Raw genomic sequence first — 25,546 nt, forward strand, 5'->3', positions numbered from 1 at the left:
GGGTGCTGACCGGGGGTCAGGAGGGTTTCGTTGCTCATGGCCATTGAAGCTAGGAACAACCATTGCTGATGTCAATGATTGTTCCGAACATCTTCGCTCTGGCATGATGGCCCCATGAACGACGCCCCCTGGATGCACGGCCTGCACGCCGACACCGGCTACCTGCTCTACCGCCTCGGCCAGCGCTCCGGCAGCGCGTTCAACGCCGCCCTCGAACAGCACGGCCTCCGCCTGCGCCACCACGCGATCCTGCGCTACCTCGCCACCGTCGACGGCGCCCGCCAACGCGAACTCGCCGACCGCCTCGGCTACGACCCCAGCGCGATCGTCTCCCTCCTCGACGACCTCCAGCAGCTCGGCCTCGCCGAACGCCGCCCCGACCCCGCCGACCGCCGCAGCCGCCTCGTCGTCCTCACCCCCGCCGGACACGCCCTCCTCCACACCGCCGACCACGACAGCCGCCGCGTCACCGAGGACCTTCTCGCCCCTCTCTCCCCCGCCGAACGCGCCACCCTCAACGACCTGCTCCAGCGCATCTCCGCGCTCTGAACCCCGACCCGGAACCGTCCTGATCCGCCGTCGACCGCCCCCGCCGGTCGGCGGCCTGGCATGCTGACCGGCATGATCGATTCTTCCGCCGCCCCGTCGGCCGCCACCGCGTCGGCCGCCGATCCGCTGGACGTGTTCACCGCGCACCGCGGGGTGCTGTTCGGCACCGCCTACCGGTTGCTGGGCAGTGTCGCCGACGCCGAGGACGTGCTGCAGGACACCTGGATCAAGTGGTCGGCGGCCGGGCGGGCCGAGCAGGTGGAGAACCCGCGGGCGTACCTGGTGCGGACGGTCACCAACCTGTCGCTGACCAGGCTGACGTCGGCGCGGGCCGTCCGGGAGTCGTACGTGGGGCCGTGGCTGCCGGAGCCGGTGCTGACCGAGGCGGACGCGGCGGAGGGGGCGGTGCTGGCGGACTCGGTGTCGACGGCGCTGCTGGTGGTGCTGGAGAGCCTCGGGCCGGTGGAGCGGGCGGTGTTCGTGCTGCGCGAGGCGTTCGGGTTCAGCCACGCGGAGATCGCCGGGTTCCTGGACCGCAGCGAGGCGACCGTCCGGCAGACCGCGCACCGGGCGCGGGAACACGTCCGGGCCCGACGGCCCCGCTTCGACACCGACCCCGAACAACGCCGCGAGGTCACCGGCCGGTTCCTGGCGGCCTGCGACGGCGGCGACCTGAACGCGATGCTGGAACTGCTCGCCCCCGACGTCACGGCCTGGTCGGACGGCGGCGGCAAGGTCACCGCGGCCCGCCGCCCGCTGCACGGCGCCGACCCGGTGGCCCGCTGGATGGTCGGCGTGCTCGCCAAGCCCTCGGTGCGGGGCACCGCCTGGCGCTCGGCCTCCATCAACGGCGAGGAGGGCGTGCTGTTCACGGTGGACGGCCACCCGATCGGCGCGCTCACCTTCGACCTGGCGGACGGGCTGATCCGCAACCTGCGCTTCCAGGTCAACCCGGACAAGCTGCGCGGCCTGCTGCACCCGGCGGCCGGTTCCGCGGAGTAGCTGCGCGGTCGGCGCCCGGCTCACGGACCGCCGGGCGCCGACCGCTCCAGGTACGCGCGGTTGTCCTCGATGAGGTGGTCCAACGCGTTCCTGGCGGTGGCGAGAGCGTCGATGGCCTCGGACAGCCGGACCCGCTCGCGGCCCATGAGGTCCAGTGCCCGCCGCGCCCTGTCCTCGGTCGGCTCGGACATGCAGGGCACCATCTCGGCGATGGTGGCGCTGGGCACCCCCGCCGCCAGGAACGCGCGCACGAGACGCACCCGCCGGACGTGCTCCTCCTCGTAGTGGCGCTGTCCGCTGGGCGAGCGGGAGCTGACGAGCAGGCCCTGTTCCTCGTAGTAGCGCAGCGACCGGCGGCTGGCTCCGGTCCGGGCGGACAGTTCACCGATCCGCATGCCGCGCTCCTCACCTGCTGCTGACGCACTTGCCCCTGACACCGGTGTGAGCTCTTAGGGTAGTGCCGTGCTGAAGCTCATCTTCATGATCAACCGCGCCGGGGGAATGTCGTACGAGCGTTTCGTCGAGTACCACCGGGACCGGCACGCGCCGCTGTTCGCCTCCGTCCCGGAGGCGCAACGCTACGTGCGCAAGTACACCGTGTCCCACCCGGTCCCCGCCGCGAACCACCCGCCCCGGGCCTACGACGGCCTGACGGAGATCTGGTTCGAGAACTGGGCGGACCACGACGCCTTCTTCGCCTCCGAGAACTACCGGACGCTGGTCAACCCCGACGAGGCGCGCTTCATCGACCTGGACTCGGTGGCCGTGATGGTCACCGAGGAGAAGGAGGTCATCTGACGGGCCGCCACGCCGCGGCAACGCCCCGTCACGGTCGGGCCGGGGCGGGGCGTTGCGCCGCGGGGGGCGGTGGGTCAGGCGGTGACCGGCGCCCCGGAGGTCTTCGGGGCGAGGAGCAGCTGGAGCAGTTCGGCGTCGTGGCCGCGCAGCCAGTAGGTGTCTCCGCCGAACTGCACGGACGAGGTGTAGCCAAGGCGGGCCTGGGTGGGGTTCAGCTGCTCCCGGCCCGGGCGGAAGGTCGGGACCGGCGGGTCGATCGGCCGGGTTCCGGCGTTCTTGCCGCGGCCGCGCCAGGCGAGCGCCGTACCGCCGTCGGGGGTGCGCCGCAGCAGCAGGTGGCCCATGGTCTGGCTGCCGTCGTGCACCCCGAAGGAGAGCATGCACAGCGGTACCCCGGCGGCGAGGCGGGCGGCGTCGCCCGCGGGCGTCCGGGTCCGGGCCGGGGCGGTGCCCGCGACCAGCTTGGCCGCCCAGCCCCGGTACACGGCCGAGGTGGCCTGCGCGTCCTCGACGCCGGGCAGGAAGGCGGGCGGCAGCAGCGCCTTGACCAGGCTCTCCAGCACGTACCAGAGGACCAGGCCCAGCAGCGCCAGGGCGGGTCCGCCGATCGCGGCGCCGGTGAACACCAGCACCAGGGCCAGGACCAGCGACACGACCAGGTGGACCGTCAGACGGGCGTTCATGCTCTCCCTCATGTGTTCGTGCAGGGTGGATCGTCGGTGCGGACCCTAGTGCTCGGTTGCGGACGCCGAACACCCGGGGGGTGGTTCAGCCCGTCCGCAGCCGGGGGTCGCGCTCGCCCAGCACCTGCTCGGCGGGCCAGCGCCCGGCGAGCACCTCGGCCAGCACCGGGCGCTCGGACTCCACGACCTCGCACATGCCGACGGTCCCCTCCCCGGCCGGTGCCCGGCCCTCCAGCACCACCGGTGCGTCGAGCAGCTCCCCGCCCCACGGCCGGACGCCGTTCGCCAGGGTGCCCGCGAAGCGGTGGCCGGTCAGGGTGCCCGCGCGGGCCCGCTGCACCACCTCCTCGATGGTCGCGGCGTCCAGTCGGGCCCAGAGCAGGTGGTTGACCGTGCGGCCGTCCTCCAACCGGACCGGCAGCCGCACCTTCAGGAAGTTGCCCACCCCCTTCACGGCCATGACCGCCCCGGTGTCCACCCTGGTCCGGTCGGCCCGCTCGGCCTCCGGGAGCCGCAGGACCGGGTCGGGCAGCGGCTGCAGGAAGCCGGGGTGCTCGGGGTCGATCCTCCCTCCGCAGCCGCAGGCGTCACCGCAGCCGCACCCGTCGTGGTGGTCCGCGTCCCGGCCCGCGTCCCGGCCCGCGAAGAGTTCGGCGTTCTCCGGCAGCGGCAGCATCAGGGCGTAGTAGCGGGCCACCGCGAGCGCGGCCGGTTCGGGCAGGCCGAGCGCGGCCAGGGCCGCCGACGCGGCCTCGTGGCGTTCGCCGTTGACCCGCACCTCGGCCTGCACGGCGCCGGGGGCGCCGCCGTAGAAGACCTTGATCCCGTTGACGTGCGGGGAGGTCAGGTCCGCGGTGAAGGTGTGGGCGGTCCGGGGGAGCACGTCGGCGAGGAGCAGGGCGCCCTGCAGCTTGCGGTTCTCCGTGGCGTCGCGGCCGAAGCCGATCGCGCCGGAGACGATCAGGCCCCAGCCGGGCACTCCGCCCGCGTCCCCGGGGGCCACCCGCTCCGCGAAGCGGCCGCGCCCGTCGACGAGTTCGACCAGGCAGGCGCCGGTGGTCTGCGCCCAGGAGGCGGCGGTGTCCCGCTCGTCCGCGGAGAACGCCGTCACGCAGTCGGAGAACGTCCACTCCTTGCCGGGCAGCCGGGGGTCCGGGGTGGCGATCAGGTCGTAGTGGCGGCCCGTGCTGTGCTGCGGCGGCAGCAGGATGACCGCCCAGCCCTGGGGGCTCACCATCAGGTCGTCCTTGATCACGACGCCCTCGGTGAACCCGGGCGCGACCTCCTCCAGCGCCTCGCGCACCAGGGCGAGGAACTCGGCTGCGGGCAGGCGGCCGTCGGGCGGAGCGGGGGCCCGCTTGCTGCGTCGTGTCCGGAACATGCGGCGCAGCCTACTCAGCGGCCCCGGCCGCACCAGTGGTTTTCCACCCCTCGGACGGGCCGGGCGGCCGGAGCCCCCGTCAGGGGCGGTCGTCGCGGCGGACGGTCCACTCGTCGTCGTCGTCCGCGTACGGGTCCGGTCCGTGCTCGGCCTCGTAGTCCTCGCGCAGCTTGACGGCGCGCTTCTCGGAGGCCGCGCGCTCCTCCGGCGAGAGGTTCTCCGCGGCGGCGCGCATCTCGCCCAGGCGCGCGCCGATCGCCGACAGGTACCGGTCGGACTGGATCGCCTCCCGCATGCCGATCCGCCCGCTGAGCACCTCCCGGGCCATCTGCTGCAGCTCCGGCCCGACCTTGTCGTTGCTCGCCAACGTCCGCAGCGCGCGGTGCAGTTCGGCCGCCTGCCGCGGATTGTCCGCGACGTCGAGCAGTTCGTCGTCGGTGATCTCCGGACCGCCGAGGTCGTCGTCCCGTCCTGCCGCCATGCCCACTCCCCCGTCGTCGGGTTTCTCCCCGTCCGGGCCCGGCCCGGCCCGGACGGGCGCTCGGATCGTCAAGCGGCTCCGTACGGGGCCGACTTGACGGGGAGATCATATGTCCTGCCTCCGGCAGGGGGCATGGCTCCGGCCGGAGCGGGACCGCCGGGCCGGGAGGGCCTACGCGCCCGCGCCCTCCAGCCGGGCCGCCACCGTCGCCACGAAGTGCTGCAGCACCGCGAACGGCAGGGCGGAGCCGTCGCCGAAGAAGACCACCGGCTGGTCCTCCGGTTCCAGGGCCCGGACCACCACCGTGACGGCCGTCGGCCCCGGTGCGGGCGAGTCCGGCACCCCCGGGCCGCCGCCCGGCACCGTCCGGGCCTCGCTCAGTTCGAAGTGCCCGACCCGGCTCCCGTCCACTCCCGTCTCGGTGAACAGGGCGCAGTACAGGTCGCCGTCGTGGCTCCAGGTCGTCAGAGACATGGCGGGGATGCTCCCACACCCGCCGCCCCCGCCGACAACGGCCCCCTCCCGGCGCCGGTTCACCGCAGCAGCGCGGCCCAGCCCTCCAGCGAGCGCAGCACCCGCGGCATCTCCCGCGCCGTGTCGGTGACGATCCGCAGCCCGAACGCCCGTCGGCGGGCGTCCGCCCCGCGGTGGCCCAGCGCCAGCCACAGGCACCAGGCGGCGGTGGTCAGTTGGCCGCGCAGCAGGCCCGCGAAGGCCGAGGCATCCGCCGGACCGGGAGGGCCGCCCGCGTCCAGGTAGGCGGCGAGCAGCGGACGGACCACCCGGGGGTCGGGGTCGACGGCGGGGCCGTCGAAGGGGGTCGCGAAGCGGAGGGCCACGCTCACCGCCTCCCACCAGGGGACCTCCGGGCCGACCGTCTCCCAGTCGATCAACGCGTACCCGTCGGGCATGCGCAGCACGTTGGCCCGCGAGGTGTCGCCGTGCACCAGGACGGCCGCGGGGGCGCCGCGCGTCGCCTCCCGCACCAGGGCGACGGCCTCGGCGACCGCGGGCAGCAGCGCACGGGCCGGGCCCGCCACCGGGAGGCCGCCCGCCTCCGCCTCGGCCACCCACTCCCGCCACTCCGCCACGGGGTGCGGCGGGGGCGGCTCCTCCCCGCCGACCTCCAGCAGCGCGATCCGGGCCAGGGTCCGCCCCGTCCAGTCGACCGCCGCGGCGTCGACGCCGCCCTGCCGCAGGTCGTGACCGTCCAGCCAGGCGCTCACCCGGACGACCGTGTCGCCCGGGCCGCGGTGCCAGTAGCCGACGGCGGGGGCGGGCGGTTCGACGGGGCGCGGCATCGCGACCCCGGCCGCCAGCGCCGCCCGCTGCAACCGCCGTACCCGGTGGGCCTGTTGGTGGTGCCAGTCGCTCAGCAGCCGGCCCGTCCGCACCGCCCAGCGCCCCCGGGAGGTCTCCAGCGCCCGGCTGTCCGTCGGGGCGCCCCCGTTGTCGAGCACCCGCCACGGCCCCAGGGCCCGCCCCAGCCCGAAAGCGGCCGCCACCGCGTCATGATCGAGGTCCACCCCGCGAGTCTGCGCCCCGCTCCACCCCCGCGCACCCGGTTTTCCGCCCCGCCGGACAGCGGGCCCTTCCGGACGGTGCGGTCGGTGGGTACAGGCCGTCCACGCCCCGGCACCCCGCGCCGGAGGTCGGCCCGGCCGGCTTCCGGCTCCGAGCGTGAGGGCCTGCGGGCCGGTGCGGCCGTGGATGCTCACCGCGCCCGGTCCAGGGCCGTCCGCGTCCTCCCGCAGCCCCGCTGCGCGCAGCGCCGCCTCAGACCACCGCCCCCAACCGCGCCGCCACCTCCACCACCTCCACCCCCCACCGCCCCCCACCCGCCGCCAACCGCCCCCGCAGACCCCGCAGTTCGTGGCGGACGAGGGCCGGGAGCGGGGCGGGGTCGGTGGCGAGGAGGGGGGTGAGGGCGGCGAGGGCGGGGTGGGGGTCGTCGGCGCAGAGGTGGCAGTCGGCGATGCGGACGGTGAGCATGGCGCGGGCCGCCGGGAGTTGGCCGTCGCCGAGGAGGTCGAGGGCGGCGGTGGCGGCGGTGAGGGCACGGTGGGCGAGGCGGGGGTCGGCGGTGGCGGCAGCCAGGTCGCGGAGGGCCGCGGAGGCCCCGGACTCGACCCGCAGGCGGAGCGCGGCGGGCGCCAGCCAGGGGACGCGGGCCTCGGCGTCGGGGAGGGCGGGGTCGGGTCGCTCGAGGTGCTGGCGGGCGCGGCCGAGGTGGCGGACGGTGGTGCGGGTGTCCCCGGCGAGGGCGGTGGCGCGCGCTTCGCCGAGTTCGGCGAGGGCGTCGGACCAGTGGCGGCCGGGTGCGGCGCGGCGGATCTCGCGGGCGTAGTCGCCCGCGGCGGCGGGGTCGTCGTCGAGGAGGCCGAGGACGGCCATGTCGCTGAGGGCGGCGGCCTGGGTGGTGGGGTCCCCGGCGAGGGCGGCCCAGCCGAGGGCGCGGTCGAAGCAGGCCATCGCGGTGGCGGGTCGTCCGCCGTGCAGGCGCAGGCTGCCCGCGGCGTGGGCGTACTCGGCGGCGAGGCGGGCGAGGACGCGGCGGTGACGGACGGGTGCGTCGGCGAGGCGGGCGACGACGGCGCGCAGGGTGCCCTCGATGACGGCGCCCGGTCCGCGTTCGCCCATCGCCCGTTCGGCGCCGTGGAGTTGGGCGCCGAGGACGGCGGCGAGGGCGTGCACGGTGTCGGTGTCGAGGGGGGCGGCGGGGTTGGCGCAGAACGCGGCGTGCAGGGCGAGGACGGTGGCGGGCGGCGGGGGCTGGCAGCCGGTGGCGCCGTGCAGGGGGCACTGGACGTCGTGGTCGGGCAGGGTGGCGGGGCAGTCGTCGGCGGGGACGGGGCCGCCACCCGGGGCGGGGCCGGTGCCGGGGGGCAGCGGGGGTCGCAGCAGGTGCGGGGGGAGGGCGGGGCGCCCGCCCTCGGCGCTCTCGGCGCGGTCGTGGCCGCGGACGAGTTCGCCCCCGGCGCCGAGGAGTTCGTCGATCCGGCGGGCGAGGCGGGGGGTGGCGCGGCGGGCGCCGTGTTCGAGGCGGCTGACGGCGGTGTGGTCGTAGCCGACGGCGGCGCCGAGTTGGGCCTGGGTCCAGCCGGCGTGGCGGCGCCAGTGGCGCAGCAGGGCGCCGAATTCCTGCCAGCTTCCGCCGTCGGGCAGTTCGACCGGGTTGGGTGCCCCGAGCATCCGCCGACACCTCCCCCGGGTCCGTTCCTGCGGCGGTTCCTGTTGCCGTACCGCGACGGTACCCGCCCGCACCGCGCCCCGTACATGGCGTGGTCTGTACCTCTTCTTTGCCATCGCCCTTGTCCGGCCCCTTGCCCGCGCCCCGGCCGGAGGGCCCCGGAACCCTTGCTGACGTGCTGCCAATTCCCTTCTAGATCAAAGCCTTTGACGGAATTTGCCATCCCGTGCCGGGGATTGTCAGCTCCGTTGACCGGGCCATGGCGGCGGTGTGAGGGTTCCGGGCACCCCCACACCCGAAGAGCTGAGGAGCTCTGATGAAACGCAGACTGCTGACCGCCGGCACCACCCTGGCCGTGCTGGGAGGCATGCTCGGTGCCTTCGCCGGACAGGCGAACGCCGCGCCTCCCCCCGCCCCGCCGGCCCCCACCCCGCTGGCCGCCGCCGTCTCCGCCGCGGACCTGGCGGCTTCGGCCGGACTGGACGCACTGGCCAAGGGCCCGGACGAGAGCTACGAGCGCCGGGGCGTCACCCAGTTCCTGAACGGCCTCTACTCGGTCTCGTACGAACGCAGTTACAAGGGCCTGCCGGTGGTCGGCGGCGACGCGGTGGTGCTCGCCGACGGCCAGGGCAAGGTCCGCGGCGTGCAGAACGCCGCGTCCGGGCCGGTCGGCGTGCCGACGAAGGCGAAGGTGAGCGCGGCGGCCGCGGAGAGGGCGGCGCGCGCGCGGTTGGCGAAGGTCGACTCGGCCGAGGCGCCGCGGCTGGTGGTCCGGGTCAAGGACGGCACCTCGCGGCTGGCCTGGGAGTCGATGCTGACCGGTTCGACCGGGAACCGGCCCAGCCACCTGCACGTGTTCGTGGACGCGGTCACCGGCGAGGTGGCGGACAGCTACGACGACGTCAAGGCCGGCACCATCAACAGCAAGTGGAACGGCCCGGCGGGCCTGACCATCAACACCAGCGGCTCGGCGGGCTCGTACTCGCTGCGCGACTCCACCCGCCCGGGCCTGCAGTGCTCGGACTACTCGACCGGTCAGGTCTTCACCAAGTCCACCGACTCCTGGGGCACGGGCGCTGCCACCTCCAAGGAGACGGGCTGCGCCGACGCGATGTTCGCGGCGCAGAAGGAGTGGGACATGCTCCGCGACTGGCTGGGTCGCAACGGCCACAACGGCAACGGCGGCAGCTGGCCGGTCAAGGTCGGCCTGAACGACGTCAACGCGTACTGGGACGGCTCGTCCATCTCGATCGGCCACAGCCAGGCCAACGAGTGGATCGCCGCGATCGACGTGGTGGGCCACGAGTTCGGCCACGGCCTGGACCAGTACACGCCGGGCGGCGCCAACAACGAGGCGGGCCTGGGCGAGGCGACCGGCGACATCATGGGCGCGCTGACCGAGGCGTACGCCAACGAGCCCGCGCCGTACGACTCCCCGGACTACACGGTCGGCGAGATGATCAACCTGGTCGGGCAGGGCCCGATCCGGGTGATGTACAACCCCTCGCAGGTCTCCGGGAACCCGAACTGCTACTCCTCCTCGATCCCCAACACGGAGGAGCACGCGGCGGCCGGCCCGCTGAACCACTGGTTCTACCTGCTGGCGGAAGGCTCCAACCCGGGCGGCGGCAAGCCGTCCAGCCCGACCTGCAACTCCTCGTCCGTCACCGGCATCGGCATCCGGGACGCGGGCCGGGTCTTCTACGGCGGCATGCTGCTCAAGACCAGCGGCATGACGTACAAGAAGTACCGGACCGCGACCCTGACCGCGGCCAAGAACCTCGATCCGTCCTGCACCTTCTTCAACCGCGCCAAGGCCGCCTGGGACGCGGTCAGCGTTCCGGCGCAGACCGGCGACCCGACCTGCGCGGCGACGCCGACCAGCGACTACTCGCTGGCGCTGAGCCCGTCCGCGGGCACCGTGCAGGCGGGCGGCTCGACCAGCGCGACCGTCTCCACCGCCGTCACCGCGGGCTCGGCGGCGAACGTCTCGCTGGCCGTGACCGGCGCCCCGTCCGGCACCACCGCGACGGTCTCGCCGTCCACCGTGCAGTCCGGCGGCTCGGCGACGCTGAGCGTCAACGTCGGCGCGAACACCCCGGCGGGCACCTACACCCTGACCGTGACCGGCACCGGCCCGGCCACCCACACCGCGCAGTACCAGCTGACGGTGAACGGCGGGGGCAACCCCGGCGGCTCGGCCCCGGACGTCAACGTGGCCAACGTGCAGGCGCACCTGAGCCAGCTGTACACCGTGGCCCAGCAGAACGGCGGCAACCGCCGGGCGGGCACCGCGGGCTACAGCCAGTCGCTGGCGTACGTGAAGGGCAAGCTGCAGGCGGCGGGCTACACCGTCACCGAGCAGACCTGCACCTCCTGCACCTACACCGCCAACAACCTGATCGCGGACTGGCCGGGCGGCCCGTCCGACCAGGTCACCGTGTTCGGCGCGCACCTGGACTCGGTCTCGGCCGGCCCGGGCATCAACGACAACGGCTCCGGTTCGGCCGTGCTGCTGGAGAACGCGCTCGTCCTGGCGCAGCAGAACCCGACCATGACCCGGCACGTCCGGTTCGCCTGGTGGGCCGGTGAGGAGCAGGGCCTGCAGGGCTCGCAGTACTACGTGGGCCAGCTCTCCTCGGCGCAGCGCTCGGCGATCAAGGGCTACTACAACTTCGACATGGTCGGCTCCCCCAACGCCGGGTACTTCGTCAACAACCTCACCTCGGCCACCGCCGCGCCGCTCAAGGCGTACTGGGACTCGCTGAACCTCCAGCCGGAGGAGAACGTCGAGGGCCAGGGCCGTTCCGACGACTACTCCTTCCAGCAGGCCGGCATCCCGACCTCCGGCTACGCGGCGGGCGCCGACGCCGTCAAGACCCAGGCGCAGGCCGCCAAGTGGGGCGGCACCGCGAACCGCTCCTACGACTCCTGCTACCACTCCGCCTGCGACACCACCTCCAACGTCGACGCGACGGTGCTGAACCGGAACGCCGACGGCGTGGCGTACGCGATCTGGAAGACCTCGGTCGGCGGCACCACCACCCCGGTCAACGACTTCACCCTCGCGGTGAACCCGGCCACCGGCACCGTCCAGGCGGGCTCCGCGGCCAGTGCCACGGTCGCCACCGCGACCAGCTCCGGCAGCGCGCAGAGCGTCTCGCTGACCGCGAGCGGCGCCCCGTCCGGCGCCACCGTCTCGTTCAGCCCGTCCTCCGTCACCAGCGGCGGCAGCGCGACCATGACGGTCTCCACCTCCTCCACCACCCCCGCCGGCACCTACACCATCACGGTCACCGGCACCGGTTCCTCCGCCACCCACACCACCGGCTACACCCTGGTCGTGAACGGCGGCGGCACCGGAGGCGGCACCTGGGCCGCCGGGGTGGCCTACAACGCGGGCGACGTGGTCACCTACAACGGCGTCAGCTACAAGTGCCTGCAGGCCCACACCTCGCAGAGCACCTGGACGCCGGACGTCGTCCCGGCCCTGTGGCAGCGCCTGTAGCCACCCGGAGCACGTGAGCGACGACAGCACCACCAGGTAGTACGGCGGGTGTGCCGCGACCGGTTGGGGGACGGGTCGCGGCACACCTGCGTTCCTGCGGCGGGCGGGCGGACGCCCTTACGCCGCACACACGCACGGTGCACGTACGATGACCGCCGTCCTGACCGACCGTCATCACCCGCCGCCCCCGCCGTCCCGGGCGCGGCCCGAGCGCCCCGGGCGGGAGCCACCGTGACCACCGCAGCCACCGCGTCCGACCCCGCGCCCGAACCCGAGGCCGAGAGCGCGACCGCGAGCGCGACCGCGGAACCGGGCGGGCCGGGCGCACCGGACGGGCCGGAGGCGCCGGGCGGACGGGCGCGGCTGCTGCGCCGGGCGTTCGGCCGCTCCCGCGCCCGCACCCTGCTGGGGTGCGTGGCCTCGGCGCTGCTGCTGTCCCTGCTGGTCAAGACCTTCCTGGTGCAGGTCTTCGTCATCCCCTCGGGCTCCATGATGGGCACCCTGCAGAAGGGTGACCGGGTGGCCGTCGACAAGTTCAGCCCCTGGCTGGGGGAGCAGCCCCGGCGCGGCGAGGTCGTCGTCTTCAAGGACCCGGGCGGCTGGCTGACCGAGCCGACCGGCTCCGCCAACCTGCTGCAGGGCGTGCTGAGCCACCTCGGGCTGATGCCCTCCGCCGACGAGAAGGACCTGATCAAGCGGGTGGTCGCGGTCGGCGGCGACACCGTCGAGTGCAACGCGGGCCGGCCGCTGAAGGTCAACGGCACCGCCCTGGACGAGCCCTACGTCTACCCGGGCGCCACCCCCTGCGACGACTACCCGGTCGGCACGGTGGTGGTCCCCGCGGGCTTCCTCTGGGTGATGGGCGACCACCGCAACGACTCCGCGGACTCCCGCTACCAGTACCTGCACAACCCTGCGGGCGGCTTCGTCCCGGTCGGCGACGTCATCGGCCGCGCCCGCGTCCTGGTCTGGCCCGCCGACCGCTGGACCACCCTGCCCGTCCCCCCGACCTTCGACCGACTCGGCTGACCCGGCTGGCCCGGTCGGCTCTTCCGGCCTGCCGGGCCTACGGGCCGTCAGGTGCCGTCAGGTGCCCTCGGGCGCCGTCGCCGGACGGCTGGACGCTGGACCAGCACTTCCTCGACCTGCCGGGCCACCGCGAGGCGCAGACCGCGCTGGCCCTGGACTACCACGCGAACGTCGAGCTGTACCCGGTCTGGCAGCACTGGCTGCGCGAGCACCGGCCGCCGCTGCTGGTGCTGTGGGGCCGCAACGACCCCTTCTTCCTGCCCGCCGGGGCCGAGGCCTACCGGCGGGACGTCCCGGATGCCGAGGTCCACCTGTTCGACACCGGCCACTTCGCCCTGGAGGAGTGCGCGCCCGAGATCGCCCCGCTGATCGCCGACTTCCTCGACCGGCTGGCCCGGCCCGTCCGCTGCGGATAGCCGTGCTCGGCGCGAGCGGGCAACTCGGCGGCGAGGTCGCCCGCGAGGCCGAGCGCCGCGGGCACACCGTCACCCCGCTCGGCCGGGCGGACGCGGACGCGGCGGACGAAGCCGCGCTGGCCGCCGCGCCGGCCGGGCACGACACGGTGGTCGCCGCCCTCGAGGGGCCGAGCGGCCGGTCCCCCACCCGGCCGGGGTCCCCGCTACCGTCCCGGCTGCTCCGGCCGCTCCGGCCGTTCCAGGCGCGGCAGCCACGCGTGCCCGGGGTGCGCGTCGCGCAGCCAGCGGGCCAGCGTCCGGCGGCGTTCGGCGTCCAGCCGGGGCAGGGCGCGCTCGAAGTCGGCCCGGTCCTTGTCCCGGAGGGCCTTGGCCTTGAACAGCAGCACCAGTTCGGGCCGCAGGTAGGGGATGCCCGCGGCGGTCCGCTCGAAGGTCTCGGGGTACGGCAGCCGCAGGCGCTCGTCGCGCCGGCAGATCCACGTCCCGCCCTCGTGCGGTTCGCGGAACACGTCGAAGCGGTACTGCCCGCTCACCGGGTCGCGCGCCCAGGTCTGCCGGGTCGCCGCCAGCTCCGCGGGTCCGGCGTCCGGCCAGGTCCGCCCCCAGCCGACGGCGTCGAACGCCAACTCGGGGAAGCACGACCGCAGTTCCTCGAACGCCCCGGCCGCACGGCGACCTCCAGGTCGCCGTGCGGCCGCGACTGCCCGCCGAGGAACAGGTCCAGCGCCCAGCCCGCCGCCACGCACCAGGGCGCGGCCAGTCCCGCCAGCCGCTCGGCGACCTGCTCGGGCCGCCAGGCCCCGGCCCAGCGCGCGTCCAGCTCGTCCTCGTCCATCCGCACTCCGCCGTCCGGCGGTCCTCCCGCGTCCATCCGCCGAACCTACCGCCCGCGCGCCCCGCGCCGTCCCCTGGAGCGCTGTCCCGACGCCCCCTCCCCCGGGGCCGCTCGCCGTGCGAGGATCGACCACCATGGAGATCATCGACAGCGGCCACTTCCGCCCCGCCCCGGACGGCTCGCCCGACTACGCGGAGCACCTGAGCGTGCCCGCGCTGAGCTTCGGCACCTACTCGCTCCCGGCGGGCTCCACCGACGGGCAGTCACCGCACCTGCAGGACGAGGTCTACGTGGTCACCCGCGGCCGGGCCCGCTTCACCTCCGGCGGCCGCACCGTCGAGGTCGGGCCCGGCACCTCGCTCTTCGTCCCGGCCCGGGAGGAGCACCGCTTCCACGACATCACCGAGGACCTGGTCGCCCTGGTCCTCTTCGCCCCGGCCTACAGCGGCGCCCCCGCCCCGGGCGACCCGACCTGACCCCCGCCGCCTCCCGCCGGAACCCGGTGGGGGCGGAGCAGGACCTCGCTGCCGACGGGGGTGAAGCCGGTGGCGAGGAAGGCGCGCAGGGAACGGGCGTTGCCGGGGGCGACGGCGGCGAAGAGGGGGGTTCCGGCGGGGAGGAGGGTGAGGGCGTCGCGCAGCAGGGCGCGGCCGTGGCCGTGGCCGTCGGGGTGGGCGGGGTCGAGTTCGATGCTGAGTTCGCGGCGTCCGGCCAGGCCCTCGGCGAGGGTGACCAGTCCGCGTTCGTCGCCGTGGACGGTGACGCGGGTGCGCAGGGAGCGGGCGAAGCGGACCCGCGGGTGGTCGTCGAGGTGGTGGAGGGTGTCGAGCCGGGGCGGGCCGCCGGTGGCGCGGGCGGTGAGGGTGGCGTCGGTGACGCCGATCCAGCCGTCGGGGCCGGCCAGGTGGAGCAGGAACCGCGGGTCGAGGGAGCCGCCGAAGCCGTCCGCCCCGGCGGCGACGACCTGTTCGGCGACCTGGGCGGTGGCGATGACGGCGTGTCCGGTGAAGGCGACCGAGCACTCGAGGCCGCCGGGCAGCGGCGGCAGGACCGTCACTCCTCCGTCGGCGGGCGGGAAGCGGCCCTCGGCGGCGGCCAGCAGGTGGGTCAGCAGGGGGTGGGAGGCGTCGGTCACGGTCGGGGCGTCCTTCGGGCGGGTCGGTGAGTCGGGAGGGGGTGCTGCGGTGTGCCTGGGGCCTTGGTGGATAAGGCCGTTCGGTTCGAGTACGTCTTCCGGTGGGCTTATAGTGCTGGCCGTCCTGTTCTCTCTCCGCCCTCCTGCGGAGCGTCCGAGCCCTGGAGCCGCACCCGATGGCTGCCGCCTGCCCCTCCTGCTCGACGGCCGACCACACGCTGCTGGTCACCGCCGCGCTGAACGACCCCCGCGAGGAGCTGGACCGTCCGACCCGCAGGCTGCTGGACGTGCCGCGCGAGCCGAAGAGCCTGAGCCCGGGCGGCACGGTGCTGTACGTGCTGGCGGGCCTGACGGGCGTGCCGCTGCTCGCCTCGGTCTTCGCGCTGGTGCAGGCGAAGGGCCAGGAGTTCACCGACGACGTGAACGCCCTGGTGGTGTACCTGCTGCTCACCACGGCCCTCGCCGTGGCCGGTCGGCTGGTGCGCGGGGCGGCCCGCAGACACCGCCTGGAGCAGGGCGGTTGGCCGGTCTCGTACGAGCAGTGGACGCTGGTGCACAAGGTGTGGCGGGTGGCCTGGCTGTGCCGCGCCTGCCAGGTGGTGTTCTTCCCGCTGGGGGCGCTGCGGCCGGACTTCCCGGCCTCTCCCCCGCTGCGGTACGAGCACTTCCAGGACTGGCTGAACGAGACGGCCCGGCAGACCGAACTGGCGGGCGGCTTCCTCCCCGCCGCCTGACCGCCCGCCGCCCGACCGCCGCCCGGCCGCCCAGCCGCCCGACCGCCGCCCGACCGCCGCCCGGCCGCCCAGCCGCTCGACCGACCGCCGGTCGGCCGACGCCCCGTCACCTCAGTACTCGTAGCGGCGCAGGAGCGTGTCGTGCACGGCGCGGACCGCCGGTCCGCGGACGGCGGGCAGCCGGGCCAGGGTGTCCCGCAGCAGCCGCTCGTCGACCCACAGCCAGTAGCCGCGGTACGGCGGTTGCGGGTCGTCGCGGGCGAGTTCGGCGCGGAGCCGGTGCCCGGCCCGGACGGCGGGGCGTTCGTCGTGGAAGGCGAGGTGGCGCCAGACCTCGACGTGCAGCGGGACGGCGCGGACGCCGGGCGGGGCGGGCCAGGCCTCGCCGGTCTGCGGGTGCAGCGGGACGAGGGCGAGGTCGGGGCGGGGGCCGGTGGGCGGCAGGTCCGGGCCGTACAGGGTGCAGCGCTTGGCGGGGCCGGTGGCGGTGCGCAGGTAGGGGCCGAGCGCCGGGCCGAGGAGCGCGGCGGCGTGGCCGTGCTCGATCCGGACGGGGCGGCCGTCGGCGGCCGCGATCAGGTGCGCGAGCGCCAGGGTGGTCTCCTGTTCGGAGCGTTCGTCCCAGCGGCCCCACTCGCTGACCGGCAGCGGCCCGGAGCGGTCGCGGACGAGGGCCGTCCAGTCGGCGGGCGGCCGGTCGGGCCCGGCGGGGACGGCGCGCACCGCGTCGGGTTCGAGCCAGGCGGCCTGCCAGATCGAGCAGTCGTCGTCGCGCCCGCCGACCGGGCGCAGGCAGGCGGCGCAGGACAGGTTGTCGCCGCCGATGCCGCAGCAGTACCCGTCGACGGCGCGTTCGCGGACCAGCACGGCGCCGGTGGCGTCGCCGGGGGCGAGCAGCACCCGGCCGACCGGGCCGTCCGGCACCCGCGGCACGGGCGCGTGGTAGCCGCGGGCCTCGGCCTCGCCCGCCGCGAGCTCCTCCCAGCGCCGCCAGGGCTTCCCGGAGGGCTCGGGGTCGACCGCGTACGTCCCGGCGTCCATCAGGACGGGCATCGGGTGGCCGTTGCCCACCGGGTGGTGGGCGTACGGCGGGAACCGGACCCTGGTGACGGGCCCGGTGAGGGCGGCCCCGCAGTGCGCGCAGGCGAGGATCTCCACACAGCGCTCCTTCCGGCGCTGGGAGTATCCGCCGGGGCGCGGTTCGGACGCAAAGGGTTTTCCGACGGCCCGTCAACGCCCCTGCCCGCCGGGCCCTCACACCCACCCGATCCTCGTACCCGTCCGCCCCCGCACTCGCCCCTCGTACCCGCCGGGCCCTCACAACCGGTCGGCGCCGAGCAGCCGGTCGGCGTCGAGCACCGCCCGGACGAACTCGCCGGGGGCCTCCTGCGGCAGGTTGTGGCCGACGCCGTCGACGGTGCGGTGCAGGTAGGGCCCGGCGAACCGGTCGCGGTAGGCGCGCCCGTTGCCGGGGGTGGTGAACGGGTCGAGGGCGGGGTCGAGCGCGACGGTGGGGACGGTGATCACCGGCCGGTCGGCGAGCCGCCGCTCGTCGGCGTCGAAGCGGCGTTCGCCGCCCGCCAGGCCGAGCCGCCAGCGGTAGTTGTGGAGCACGATCTCGGGGTAGTCGGGGTTGTCGAAGGCGGTGGCGGTGCGGTCGAAGACGCGCTCCTCGAAGCGCCAGGTGGGCGAGGCGGTCTGCCACACCAGTCGGCACAGGTCGCGGCGCAGCCGCCGGTCGAGCAGGGCGCGCCGGCCGCGTTCGGTGGTGAAGTAGTACTGGTACCACCAGGCGTGCTCGGCCTCCGCGTTGAGCGGGTCGGCCTGGGCGTGGACGTCGGTGATCAGGTAGCCGCCGACCGTGACCAGCGCCTTGACCCGCTCGGGGCGCAGCGCGGCGACGATGGCGGCCGTCCGGGCGCCCCAGTCGAATCCGGCGAGCAGGGCCCGGCTGATCCCGAGCGCGTCCAGCAGCGCGATCAGGTCCCGGGCGACGGCGGCCTGTTGGGCGTTGCGCGGGGTCTGCTCGGAGCGGAACCTGGTGCGGCCGTGGCCGCGCAGGTAGGGCACCAGGACGCGGTAGCCGCGGACCGCGAGCAGCGGGGCGACCTCGGCGTAGCTGTGGATGTCGTAGGGCCAGCCGTGCAGGCACACCACCACGGGGCCGTCGAGCGGGCCGCACTCCGCGTAGCAGACGTTCAGGTCCCCGGCGGCGACCTGCCGCAGCGTCCAGGGCACCGCGAGCCCGTCCGAGAGGACCGGCCCGTAGGGCGCCGGGCGCGGGGGCACCACGTAGCCGGCCCCGGGCATCAGGTAGGCGGGTTCGGCGTAGGCCGGTTCCGCGTACGCCGGCTCGGCGTAGGCCCGTTCCGCGTACGCCGGTTCGGGGTAGGCGGGCGGCGGGTACGCCTGGGCGCCGTACGGGGGTGCCGCGTAGGCCTGCGCCGCGTAGGCGGGTGCCGTGTACGCGGTGTGCGTCCGGGCGCCCGCGGCGGCCGCGAACAGCCCGGTGCCTGCCGCGACCCCCGCCCGGTGGAAGCTCCGCCTGTCCATCCGCCCGCCCTCCGCCCGCGTCCAGCCGACCGTTGCTCCTTGCTCAGTCAGCAAGCATGCCGGAAATGGGGGTTGACCAGGACGAAGACGCGCCGATCGGACATTTCGGTCGTTCGCGGGTGCAAATGCCCCAAACCCGTCCGCACGGGGCCCGTGCGGACGGTCCGGGTCGAACTGCGGTGCGGGCGGCAGCCGTTGGGGCCGTCGGTTCAGCAGCCGTTGAGGATGTTGGTGAGGGCGGTCTTCTCGGCGCTGTCCACGGACAGGTTGTAGTAGTACTTCACCTGCACCCAGGCGCGGACGTAGGTGCAGCGGTAGCCGGTGACGGAGGGCAGCCACTCGGCCGGGTCCTTGTCGCCCTTGGCCTGATTGACGCTGTCGGTGACGGCTATCAGCTGGGGGCGGGTCAGGTCGTTGGCGAAGGCCTGGCGCTGGGCGGTGGTCCAGGCGGAGGCGCCGGAGTCCCAGGCCTCGGCGAGCGGCACCACGTGGTCGATGTCCAGATCGGCGGCGGCGTGCCAGGTGGCGCCGTCGTACGGGGAGTACCAGGTGCCGGAGGTGGCGGCGCAGTTGGCGTCGGTGACCACGCCGGAGCCGTCGCGCTTGAGGACGGTCTCGCGGGTGTTGCAGGCACCGGAGATGGTGATCCAGTGCGGGAACAGGTCGCGGCTGTAGCCGGTGCGGTTCTCGACCTTGACGCTCAACTGGGTCAGGTAGCTGCGGGCGGTGGCGGCGGAGACCGGGGTGGGCAGGGCAGCCTGGGCGGTGCCGCCGCTCGCGGTGACGGCTCCGGCGGCGAGGACGGAGGTGGCGGCGACGGCTGCGAAGCGGCGGAGGAAACGATTCGGCACGGGGGCGCTCCTGGGCTCGGCGGAGGGGCAGTTGGCGGTGCCGGGCCAGACTGGCAGCCGGTTGTCTATGCGGGTAGATACCGAGCCGTGAAGATTGCATTACCGTCATATGGCGATTCCGGCACCCGATGTGAACGTCCGTCACCGGAGGTGTCCGGAGCAATGCGCCGGATGAACGCCAACTACTGCTGAAACAAGGCCAGTTGACGCATCGTCACGAGTTCCGGAGCGCGCCCCCGTCCGACCGGACCGACCACGACCGGGCGGACGAGGGTGCCCACGGCTCTGTACGGCCGCCGTCACATCGACCTGCCCGACGTCGCCGGGTGCCCGTTCCTGCTACGGAAGCTGGCCACCCGCGGCTGATCGGCGGTCCCCCTACGGCTGCTGCCAGTACGTCCCGGTCAGCACCGCGAACTCCCACTCCTCCAGGCGCTCCGCCAGCACCTCCCGCCCGGCGGCCTGCCGCACGACCAGTTCCACCAGCGCGGCCACCAGCGGGCGGCAGGCGCCGATGCCGTGACGCTCCACGAACTCGTCCAGCAGCGCCGCCTCCGACCCGCCGCCCCCGGCCCGCACCAGGGCGATCGCCGCCAGCACCACCGAGTCGGCGAAGGCCTGCGGCCCGTGTCCCGTCTCCATGCCCCCACCCTCCCCCGCCGCTTCCACCCCCGCCCCCTCCCCGGGTGAACCCCCCTCCCGACCCCCCGCCTCTCCGGGCCCGGCCTGCTAAGGTCCGCCCCGGCCCGGGGTCAGCGCTCCAGCAGGGCGGTCCACACCCCGGCCGGGTGCTCGGCGGGCGGCAACCACAGCTGCGGCTGCTGCGCGCGGTAGGGCTCGCCGCTCTCCGGCTGCCACGGGAAGGCCCCGTCCGCGTCGGGCCACAGCACCTGCAGGACGGGGACCGGGGGGTGCCGGTAGTGGGCGATCACCATGCCGAGGAACTCCCGGTACCAGCCGCGGTCGACGTCGCGCAGGACGACCGGGCGGCCCTCGACGACGTCCCCGTACGCCCGGCCCGCCACCAGCGGCTCCCCGGCGGCGGCCCGGGCGCCGAGCAGGTTCAGCATCGCCCTCATGGCCTGGACGTCCAGGCCGAACATGGCGAGTTCGGGTCGGCGGTGGGTGTGCCACAGGCCGACGGTGTAGGCGAACCCGGGTCCCTCCTCGTCGGCGGGCACCATGATCACGCTCCAGCCGTGCTCGCCGATGTGGACGTTGGTGGACCGATCGATCCGGTCGGCCCGGTCGCGGTCGCCGTAGTCGTGGCAGATCACGCAGCGGCAGGCGGGGGGTTCACTGTGCACGCCCGCGACAGTACCGGGTGCTCGGCGGGGCCCGGCGCGGGGATATCCGGTTGACCGGGGCGGCGGGCGCTGCGCATCATCCCGGCATGGAACCGGCCCTGTTGAACGTGGTGGACGTCGAGGCCACCTGCTGGGAGGGGCAGCCGCCGCCCGGGCAGGTCAGCGAGATCATCGAGATCGGGCTGACGGTGGTCGACCTGTCCTCCCTGCAGCGGGTCGGCCGGCACCGGATCCTGGTCCGCCCGCGGCGTTCGACGGTCAGCGCCTTCTGCACCGAACTGACCGGGCTGACCGCGTCCGAGGTGGCCACCGGCCTGTCCTTCGCCGAGGCCTGTCGCCTGCTGGCGGCCGAGCACCGGGCGGGCCGCCGCCCGTGGGCGAGCTGGGGCGACTACGACCGCCTGCAGTTCACCCGCCAGTGCCGGGCCACCGGCACCGCTTACCCGTTCGGCCGCCACCACACCAACGCCAAGGCCGCCTTCACCGAGGCCCACGCCCTGCGCAAGCGCCCCGGCATGGCCCGCGCCCTCGAACTCGCCGGGCTCCCCCTGGAGGGCCGCCACCACAGCGGCGCGGACGACGCCTGGAACATCGCCGCCCTCGTCCTGACCCTGGCCCGGTCGGGCAACTGGCCGCCGCCCCAGGAACGTTGAGCCCTGGCTCCGCGCAACTACCGGGCCCGGCCAGCTGTTCCGCCCGGCCCGAGCGGGTCGCGCGGGCACCGAACCCCAACACGCCCTGAACCGCCGGGACTTGCCGTCCCGCTCCACGCAGCAGACCCGTCCCCGCCCCGCCCGGGCCGCGCCCCGTACATCGGGCCATCGCCTCCGTCGCCACCGACCCCGCCCACCGCCACCGCGGCCGCGCCCGGCAGACGGTCGCCGCCGCCCGGCAGTGGCTCGTCGACGTCGGCTGCGGACAGGTCCACCTCACCGCCTCCCCCGGCGGCGAACGGCTCTACCGCGACCTCGGCTTCACCACCCCGGACCCGGCCGGCCCGACCCCCCTCCGCTGGAACGCCCCGTGACCACCGACGCCCACCCGCTGCCCGGCGACGGAACCGGACCGTACAGTGGGCCTCGCCCGGAGGGCCGCCCGCGAGTTCGGCCGCCCCGGCCGTCGGCGCTCCGCACCCGGTGCTCCGACCGGCCCTCAGGCACCGGGCGGGAGGACCTCGATGGTCTCGGCGATCCCGACGGGAGGCCGGCCCTCGTGCATCGCCACCACGTCGCCGGGCTTCAAGTGCCGCCACTGCTCGGGACGGAGGGGGGCCAGCCGGATGTCGGCCGTCTCCCCGGGGCCGAGGTGCGGGGCGGACTCCACCCAGATCCTCGCGACGCTCAGATCGCGCTGCCCGTCCGCGGTGCGGTTGCCGATGTCCCACAGCGGCCTGAGCCACCCGTCCCCCGCGAAGGCGCTCCGGCGTCCGCCCTCGTCGGTGCCCAGCAGGGTCAGGGTCGCGCGAACGGTGCCGTGCCTGACTTCCCAGGCCCTCCACTCGCACCAACGGCGGTGGTGGTCGAGCATCATCTGCCGGGCGGCCTCGGCGAGCATCTCCCAGAAGGCGGTGGACAGGGGACGGACGTCGGCGATCTCGATCAGCAGGTCGAGCGCCATCTCCCACTCCTGGTAGGCGAGTTCCTCGCGAACGTTCCCGACCGACCGGCCGTTCTCCGCCACGGCGTCCTCGGGCAGCAGCTCGACAGCCCGCCGGAGAAGTGCGAACGCGTCATCCATGCGCTGGATTCTCGCCCGGCCCCGGGGCTTCGTCGTGGGCCCGGTCACCTGCTCCGCGACCAGCGGGGAGACCGCGGTGACCACCGTGCACGACCACCGCAGGACCGGCCGGCCGCGCACCGGGCCTGTTCGACGTGGAGAGCAGGTCCTCCTGCGGCCGGGCCTGTGTCCCCACCACGCGGTGGTCTACCGCTCCCGGTCCCGCAGCTACCGCGAACCACCGCGAACCACCCCTGCGGACGGCCGAGTCGGGCGGCACGCACCGCTCCGAACCCTCGGGCGCGCTCGGCGGCCTGACCCGGGTGCGGGCGATCCAGCTCGAGGACGCGCACGTCTTCCGCACCCTGGACCGGGTCGCCGAGGAGGCGGCTGACGAGCACGTCGCACTGCGGTCGCGTGACGGACGCCGACCCGGCCCGCAGCCGGTCGGCGGGGTGCTCGCCCGCACCGGCGCTCTCGCCGGGGCCCGCCGCACCGGCCGGTGGGCCGACGCCGCCTCCCAGGTGTCCCGTCCTGTGGGGCGGGGGCCGACGGGAACCCTTGACGGCCCCGTCGGCGGGCCGTACGTTCTGCGCTGCCGCAAATGTTTCCGGCAAGTTGCAGACAGTTTGCAGCAACTCTCCGCAAGTCGAAACGTTCCGGCACGCCCAGCCTCCCACCCCCACCCGGAGGAACACCGTGGACCACCCCTCCCCCACGCCCCGCCACCGGCGCCGGGCCGCGCTGACCGCCGCCGCGCTGGCCGTCGTCACCGCGGCGACCGGCCTGGCCGCCGCCCCCACCGAAGCCGTCGCCGCGACCCCGGGCGGCAAGACCGTGACGGCCACCCTGTTCGAGTGGTCCTACGCCTCCGTGGCGAAGGAGTGCACCAACGTGCTGGGCCCCAAGGGCTACGGCTACGTCGAGGTGTCGCCCCCGCAGGAGCACATCCAGGGCAGCCAGTGGTGGACGTCCTACCAGCCGGTCAGCTACAAGATCGCCGGACGGCTGGGCAGCGCGACCGCCTTCGGCGCCATGGTCAGCACCTGCCACGCCGCGGGCGTGAAGGTGGTCGTCGACGCCGTGGTCAACCACATGAGCGCGGGCAGCGGCACGGGCACCGGCGGGACGGTCTACAGCAAGTACGACTACCCCGGCTACTACCAGACCCAGGACTTCCACTCCTGCCGGACGAACATCTCCAACTACGCGGACCGCTCCAACGTGCAGAACTGCGAACTCTCCGGCCTGGCCGACCTGGACACCGGCAGCGACTACGTCCGCTCCACCATCGCCGCCTACCTCAACGGCCTGATCGCCAAGGGCGTCGACGGCTTCCGGATCGACGCCGCCAAGCACATCGCCGCCGCCGACCTCTCCGCCATCAAGGCCAAGCTGACCAACCCCGGCGTCTACTGGGCCCAGGAGGTCATCTACGGCGCGGGCGAGGCCGTCCAGCCCTCCGAGTACACCGGCACCGGCGACGTCGACGCCTTCATGGGCGCCTACGACCTCAAGCGGATCTTCGGCAGCGAGAAGCTGGCCTACCTCGGCAACTGGAACGACTCCTGGGGCGCGGGCTACCTGCCGAGCGCCAACTCCCGCACCTTCACCGACAACTGGGACACCGAACGCAACGGCTCCACCCTCAACTACAAGTACGGCAACACCTACACCCTGGCCAACGTGTACCTGCTGGCCTGGCCGTACGGCTCGCCGAACGTCTACTCGGGCTACGAGTTCAGCGACATCGACGCCGGGCCGCCGAACGGGGGCACCGTCAACGCCTGCTACCAGGACGGCTGGAAGTGCCAGCACGCCTGGCGGCAGATCGCCAACATGGTCGGCTTCCGCAACGCCGTGAACGGCACCGCGGTCACCAACTGGTGGTCCAACGGCAACAACGCGATCGCCTTCGGCCGCGGCTCCAAGGGCTACGTGGCGATCAACCACGAGACCACCGCGCTCACCCGGACCTTCCAGACCTCGCTGCCCGCCGGGAGCTACTGCGACGTCCAGCACGGCGACCCGAGCGCGGGCGGCGGCTGCAGCGGGCCCAAGTACACCGTCGCCGCCGACGGCACCTTCACCGCCACGGTCGGCGCGGGCGACGCCGTCGCGCTGTACGCGGGCGCGGGCGGCTGACCGCGCCCGCGGGCCCGGAGCGCCGCTCGCCACGGGGGCGGCGCCCGGGCGCGGCCGGGCCACGACTGAAGCAGACAGTACATCTGTTGGAGTTATAGAGTTTTCTGTATCTTCTGTTCCACCCCTGCAGGGTCCCTCAGGCATTCCCCCACAGCCGAGTTGGAGGCCCCGTGCCCATCCGAACCACCACCCGACGCCGCGCCGGCCGTTCGGTGGTCGCCACCGCCCTGGCGGCCACCGCGGTCCTGTCGCTGCCCGCGGTCGCCGAGGCCAAGGTCACCCGCTACCGCCAGGGCAGCGCGGGCGACGTGGCCCGGTCCGCCTGGAGCGGTCCCGCGTACACCATGAACGGGTCGGGCGCCGTCGTGCCGGACACCATGACCAAGGCCGTGAACGCGATCCGGGGCGGCAGCGGCAGCATCGACGTCACGGTGCTCGCGGCGTCCGCCGCCTCCGGCAGCCCCACGCCGGAGTGCGACGTGATCATCGGCCTGCCCGGCGTCAACTCCTGCACCACCGACGTCCTGACCTCGACCCAGGACGCGTCGAACAGCCAGGTCAACACCGACGTGCGCAACGCGGAGTTCGTCTACTTCGCCGGCGGGAACCAGTGCAACTACGTCCACTGGAAGGGCACCCCGCTCCAGGCCTCCGTGCAGTCGGTGGTCGCGAAGGGCGGCGGCGTCGGCGGCGGCAGCGCCGGGCACCACGTCAACAGCTCCGTCGTCTACGACGCGTGCACCTCGAGCACCGACTCCGCCACCGCCCTGGCCGACCCCTACGACCGGAGCGTCACCTTCACCACCGGCCTGTTCAGCTGGCCGAACTACGCCGACACCGTCAACGACTCGCACTTCGTCACCCGGGACCGGATGGGCCGCACCATGGCCTTCGTCGCCCGCGCGGTCAAGGACGGCCTCACCGGCTCCGGCAAGGCCTGGGGCGTCGGGGTCGAGGAGGGCGGCTCGCTGTTCCTCGACAGGAACGGCCTCGCCACGCTGTCCGGGCAGGACGCGTACGTCGTGCTCGGCGACCACCAGCCCGAGCAGGCCGTCTCCGGGCGCCCCCTCACCTACTCGAACTTCAAGATCTGGCACCTGACCACCGGACAGACCTTCGACTTCAAGAACCGCCCCACCTGCGGCTACTACACCCGCAGCGTGGTCAACGGCGTGCCCGACCCCGGCCTCTACGCCGGGACGCCCGTCTGCTGACGCCCCGTCACCGGGGCGG

Annotated in this window: 26 protein-coding genes and 2 pseudogenes; 13 read left to right on the top strand and 15 right to left on the bottom strand. The window is 74.5% G+C overall.

The window, feature by feature from the left end; genetic code table 11:
• The first annotated feature begins 114 nt into the window (after positions 1-114).
• Both ACFY00_RS16245 and ACFY00_RS16250 read left to right on the top strand, forming a co-directional pair.
• Complete coding sequence (locus tag ACFY00_RS16245) at positions 115-549, top strand: MarR family winged helix-turn-helix transcriptional regulator (RefSeq protein WP_388031834.1); 435 nt, start codon at positions 115-117, stop codon at positions 547-549.
• A 72-nt stretch (positions 550-621) separates the two neighbouring features.
• Positions 622-1,551, top strand: a complete 930-nt coding sequence (locus ACFY00_RS16250; RefSeq protein ID WP_388031837.1) for an RNA polymerase sigma-70 factor — start codon at positions 622-624, stop codon at positions 1,549-1,551.
• Between the two features lie 20 nt (positions 1,552-1,571).
• Here the strand turns inward: ACFY00_RS16250 and ACFY00_RS16255 are convergent, their stop codons facing one another.
• Entirely contained in the window at positions 1,572-1,946 is a 375-nt protein-coding gene (locus ACFY00_RS16255) for a MerR family transcriptional regulator (RefSeq protein ID WP_388031839.1), read from the bottom strand.
• Positions 1,947-2,013: 67 nt separating this feature from the next.
• Between ACFY00_RS16255 and ACFY00_RS16260 the strand changes: the two genes are divergently transcribed.
• Entirely contained in the window at positions 2,014-2,349 is a 336-nt protein-coding gene (locus ACFY00_RS16260) for an EthD domain-containing protein (RefSeq protein WP_388031842.1), read from the top strand.
• Positions 2,350-2,423: 74 nt separating this feature from the next.
• Here the strand turns inward: ACFY00_RS16260 and ACFY00_RS16265 are convergent, their stop codons facing one another.
• From ACFY00_RS16265 to ACFY00_RS16290, 6 genes are all read right to left on the bottom strand, one after another.
• Entirely contained in the window at positions 2,424-3,032 is a 609-nt protein-coding gene (locus tag ACFY00_RS16265) for a hypothetical protein (RefSeq protein ID WP_388031845.1), read from the bottom strand.
• Between the two features lie 85 nt (positions 3,033-3,117).
• On the bottom strand, positions 3,118-4,413 hold the full coding sequence (locus ACFY00_RS16270) for a DUF6348 family protein (RefSeq protein WP_388031847.1): 1,296 nt from the start codon (positions 4,411-4,413) through the stop codon (positions 3,118-3,120).
• Between the two features lie 79 nt (positions 4,414-4,492).
• Entirely contained in the window at positions 4,493-4,894 is a 402-nt protein-coding gene (locus ACFY00_RS16275) for a hypothetical protein (protein ID WP_388031848.1), read from the bottom strand.
• 171 nt (positions 4,895-5,065) lie between these two features.
• Entirely contained in the window at positions 5,066-5,368 is a 303-nt protein-coding gene (locus ACFY00_RS16280) for a hypothetical protein (protein ID WP_388031851.1), read from the bottom strand.
• A gap of 59 nt (positions 5,369-5,427) precedes the next feature.
• On the bottom strand, positions 5,428-6,420 hold the full coding sequence (locus ACFY00_RS16285; RefSeq protein ID WP_388031853.1) for a phosphotransferase: 993 nt from the start codon (positions 6,418-6,420) through the stop codon (positions 5,428-5,430).
• A 250-nt stretch (positions 6,421-6,670) separates the two neighbouring features.
• Positions 6,671-8,086 (bottom strand): helix-turn-helix domain-containing protein, encoded by a 1,416-nt coding sequence (locus ACFY00_RS16290; RefSeq protein WP_388031855.1) that lies wholly within the window; start codon positions 8,084-8,086, stop codon positions 6,671-6,673.
• 314 nt (positions 8,087-8,400) lie between these two features.
• Between ACFY00_RS16290 and ACFY00_RS16295 the strand changes: the two genes are divergently transcribed.
• From ACFY00_RS16295 to ACFY00_RS16305, 3 genes are all read left to right on the top strand, one after another.
• Positions 8,401-11,592, top strand: coding sequence for a M28 family peptidase (locus tag ACFY00_RS16295; RefSeq protein WP_388031857.1), 3,192 nt, complete (start codon positions 8,401-8,403; stop codon positions 11,590-11,592).
• Positions 11,593-11,823: 231 nt separating this feature from the next.
• Positions 11,824-12,621 (top strand): signal peptidase I, encoded by a 798-nt coding sequence (gene lepB / locus ACFY00_RS16300; RefSeq protein WP_388031859.1) that lies wholly within the window; start codon positions 11,824-11,826, stop codon positions 12,619-12,621.
• Positions 12,622-12,797: 176 nt separating this feature from the next.
• The gene (locus ACFY00_RS16305) at positions 12,798-13,037 is read left to right on the top strand and encodes an alpha/beta fold hydrolase (RefSeq protein WP_388031938.1); all 240 of its coding nucleotides are present in this window, start codon (positions 12,798-12,800) and stop codon (positions 13,035-13,037) included.
• Between the two features lie 203 nt (positions 13,038-13,240).
• On the opposite strand, the pseudogene ACFY00_RS16310 reads toward ACFY00_RS16305, so the two are convergent.
• A pseudogene (locus tag ACFY00_RS16310) lies at positions 13,241-13,908 on the bottom strand (nucleotidyltransferase domain-containing protein).
• Positions 13,909-14,006: 98 nt separating this feature from the next.
• Between ACFY00_RS16310 and ACFY00_RS16315 the strand changes: the two are divergent.
• Positions 14,007-14,348 carry a cupin domain-containing protein gene (locus ACFY00_RS16315; protein WP_388031861.1) on the top strand — a complete coding sequence of 114 codons (342 nt, stop codon included), beginning with the start codon at positions 14,007-14,009 and terminating at the stop codon, positions 14,346-14,348.
• On the opposite strand, the gene ACFY00_RS16320 is transcribed toward ACFY00_RS16315, so the two are convergent.
• Positions 14,312-15,007 (bottom strand): hypothetical protein, encoded by a 696-nt coding sequence (locus ACFY00_RS16320; RefSeq protein WP_388031862.1) that lies wholly within the window; start codon positions 15,005-15,007, stop codon positions 14,312-14,314. The genes ACFY00_RS16315 and ACFY00_RS16320 overlap by 37 nt on opposite strands.
• 176 nt (positions 15,008-15,183) lie before the next feature.
• On the opposite strand from ACFY00_RS16320, the gene ACFY00_RS16325 reads away from it, so the two are divergent.
• The gene (locus ACFY00_RS16325; RefSeq protein WP_388031863.1) at positions 15,184-15,741 is read left to right on the top strand and encodes a hypothetical protein; all 558 of its coding nucleotides are present in this window, start codon (positions 15,184-15,186) and stop codon (positions 15,739-15,741) included.
• A gap of 111 nt (positions 15,742-15,852) precedes the next feature.
• On the opposite strand, the gene ACFY00_RS16330 is transcribed toward ACFY00_RS16325, so the two are convergent.
• From ACFY00_RS16330 to ACFY00_RS16350, 5 genes are all read right to left on the bottom strand, one after another.
• Positions 15,853-16,899, bottom strand: coding sequence for a hypothetical protein (locus tag ACFY00_RS16330; protein ID WP_388031866.1), 1,047 nt, complete (start codon positions 16,897-16,899; stop codon positions 15,853-15,855).
• Positions 16,900-17,058: 159 nt separating this feature from the next.
• Positions 17,059-18,051 (bottom strand): alpha/beta fold hydrolase, encoded by a 993-nt coding sequence (locus tag ACFY00_RS16335; RefSeq protein ID WP_388031940.1) that lies wholly within the window; start codon positions 18,049-18,051, stop codon positions 17,059-17,061.
• Between the two features lie 452 nt (positions 18,052-18,503).
• Positions 18,504-19,145: an HNH endonuclease family protein gene (locus ACFY00_RS16340; protein WP_388031867.1), complete on the bottom strand. Its 642-nt coding sequence runs from the start codon at positions 19,143-19,145 to the stop codon at positions 18,504-18,506.
• 378 nt (positions 19,146-19,523) lie between these two features.
• A complete protein-coding gene (locus ACFY00_RS16345) occupies positions 19,524-19,787 on the bottom strand; it encodes a hypothetical protein (RefSeq protein ID WP_388031870.1) in 264 nt (87 codons plus the stop codon).
• A gap of 110 nt (positions 19,788-19,897) precedes the next feature.
• Complete coding sequence (locus tag ACFY00_RS16350) at positions 19,898-20,452, bottom strand: DUF4262 domain-containing protein (RefSeq protein ID WP_388031873.1); 555 nt, start codon at positions 20,450-20,452, stop codon at positions 19,898-19,900.
• Between the two features lie 86 nt (positions 20,453-20,538).
• On the opposite strand from ACFY00_RS16350, the gene ACFY00_RS16355 reads away from it, so the two are divergent.
• Both ACFY00_RS16355 and ACFY00_RS16360 read left to right on the top strand, forming a co-directional pair.
• Positions 20,539-21,105 carry an exonuclease domain-containing protein gene (locus ACFY00_RS16355; RefSeq protein ID WP_388031875.1) on the top strand — a complete coding sequence of 189 codons (567 nt, stop codon included), beginning with the start codon at positions 20,539-20,541 and terminating at the stop codon, positions 21,103-21,105.
• A gap of 167 nt (positions 21,106-21,272) precedes the next feature.
• Positions 21,273-21,479 (top strand): GNAT family N-acetyltransferase, encoded by a 207-nt coding sequence (locus ACFY00_RS16360; protein WP_388031943.1) that lies wholly within the window; start codon positions 21,273-21,275, stop codon positions 21,477-21,479.
• 125 nt (positions 21,480-21,604) lie between these two features.
• Here the strand turns inward: ACFY00_RS16360 and ACFY00_RS16365 are convergent, their stop codons facing one another.
• Positions 21,605-22,189 carry a hypothetical protein gene (locus ACFY00_RS16365; RefSeq protein ID WP_388031878.1) on the bottom strand — a complete coding sequence of 195 codons (585 nt, stop codon included), beginning with the start codon at positions 22,187-22,189 and terminating at the stop codon, positions 21,605-21,607.
• 136 nt (positions 22,190-22,325) lie between these two features.
• Here ACFY00_RS16365 and ACFY00_RS16370 point away from each other — a divergent pair.
• The 3 genes and pseudogenes from ACFY00_RS16370 to ACFY00_RS16380 all read left to right on the top strand — a co-directional run.
• Positions 22,326-22,557: pseudogene (locus tag ACFY00_RS16370) on the top strand (aminoacyl--tRNA ligase-related protein); the annotation flags it as partial.
• Positions 22,558-22,912: 355 nt separating this feature from the next.
• Positions 22,913-24,313: an alpha-amylase family protein gene (locus ACFY00_RS16375; RefSeq protein WP_388031945.1), complete on the top strand. Its 1,401-nt coding sequence runs from the start codon at positions 22,913-22,915 to the stop codon at positions 24,311-24,313.
• A gap of 170 nt (positions 24,314-24,483) precedes the next feature.
• Positions 24,484-25,527 carry a hypothetical protein gene (locus ACFY00_RS16380; RefSeq protein ID WP_388031880.1) on the top strand — a complete coding sequence of 348 codons (1,044 nt, stop codon included), beginning with the start codon at positions 24,484-24,486 and terminating at the stop codon, positions 25,525-25,527.
• Positions 25,528-25,546: the final 19 nt, after the last annotated feature.

This window comes from Kitasatospora sp. NPDC001540 (assembly GCF_042894345.1).
GTDB lineage: Bacteria > Actinomycetota > Actinomycetes > Streptomycetales > Streptomycetaceae > Kitasatospora > Kitasatospora phosalacinea_C.

Bases quoted from the DNA above. Each gene is read 5' to 3' on its own strand.
- ACFY00_RS16245 (WP_388031834.1), top strand. From the start codon at position 115: ATGAACGACGCCCCCTGGATGCACGGCCTGCACGCCGACACCGGCTAC.
- ACFY00_RS16250 (WP_388031837.1), top strand. From the start codon at position 622: ATGATCGATTCTTCCGCCGCCCCGTCGGCCGCCACCGCGTCGGCCGCC.
- ACFY00_RS16255 (WP_388031839.1), bottom strand. From the start codon at position 1,946: ATGCGGATCGGTGAACTGTCCGCCCGGACCGGAGCCAGCCGCCGGTCG.
- ACFY00_RS16265 (WP_388031845.1), bottom strand. From the start codon at position 3,032: ATGAACGCCCGTCTGACGGTCCACCTGGTCGTGTCGCTGGTCCTGGCC.
- ACFY00_RS16270 (WP_388031847.1), bottom strand. From the start codon at position 4,413: ATGTTCCGGACACGACGCAGCAAGCGGGCCCCCGCTCCGCCCGACGGC.
- ACFY00_RS16275 (WP_388031848.1), bottom strand. From the start codon at position 4,894: ATGGCGGCAGGACGGGACGACGACCTCGGCGGTCCGGAGATCACCGAC.
- ACFY00_RS16280 (WP_388031851.1), bottom strand. From the start codon at position 5,368: ATGTCTCTGACGACCTGGAGCCACGACGGCGACCTGTACTGCGCCCTG.
- ACFY00_RS16290 (WP_388031855.1), bottom strand. From the start codon at position 8,086: ATGCTCGGGGCACCCAACCCGGTCGAACTGCCCGACGGCGGAAGCTGG.
- ACFY00_RS16295 (WP_388031857.1), top strand. From the start codon at position 8,401: ATGAAACGCAGACTGCTGACCGCCGGCACCACCCTGGCCGTGCTGGGA.
- ACFY00_RS16315 (WP_388031861.1), top strand. From the start codon at position 14,007: ATGGAGATCATCGACAGCGGCCACTTCCGCCCCGCCCCGGACGGCTCG.
- ACFY00_RS16325 (WP_388031863.1), top strand. From the start codon at position 15,184: ATGGCTGCCGCCTGCCCCTCCTGCTCGACGGCCGACCACACGCTGCTG.
- ACFY00_RS16335 (WP_388031940.1), bottom strand. From the start codon at position 18,051: ATGCCCGGGGCCGGCTACGTGGTGCCCCCGCGCCCGGCGCCCTACGGG.
- ACFY00_RS16345 (WP_388031870.1), bottom strand. From the start codon at position 19,787: ATGGAGACGGGACACGGGCCGCAGGCCTTCGCCGACTCGGTGGTGCTG.
- ACFY00_RS16355 (WP_388031875.1), top strand. From the start codon at position 20,539: ATGGAACCGGCCCTGTTGAACGTGGTGGACGTCGAGGCCACCTGCTGG.
- ACFY00_RS16365 (WP_388031878.1), bottom strand. From the start codon at position 22,189: ATGGATGACGCGTTCGCACTTCTCCGGCGGGCTGTCGAGCTGCTGCCC.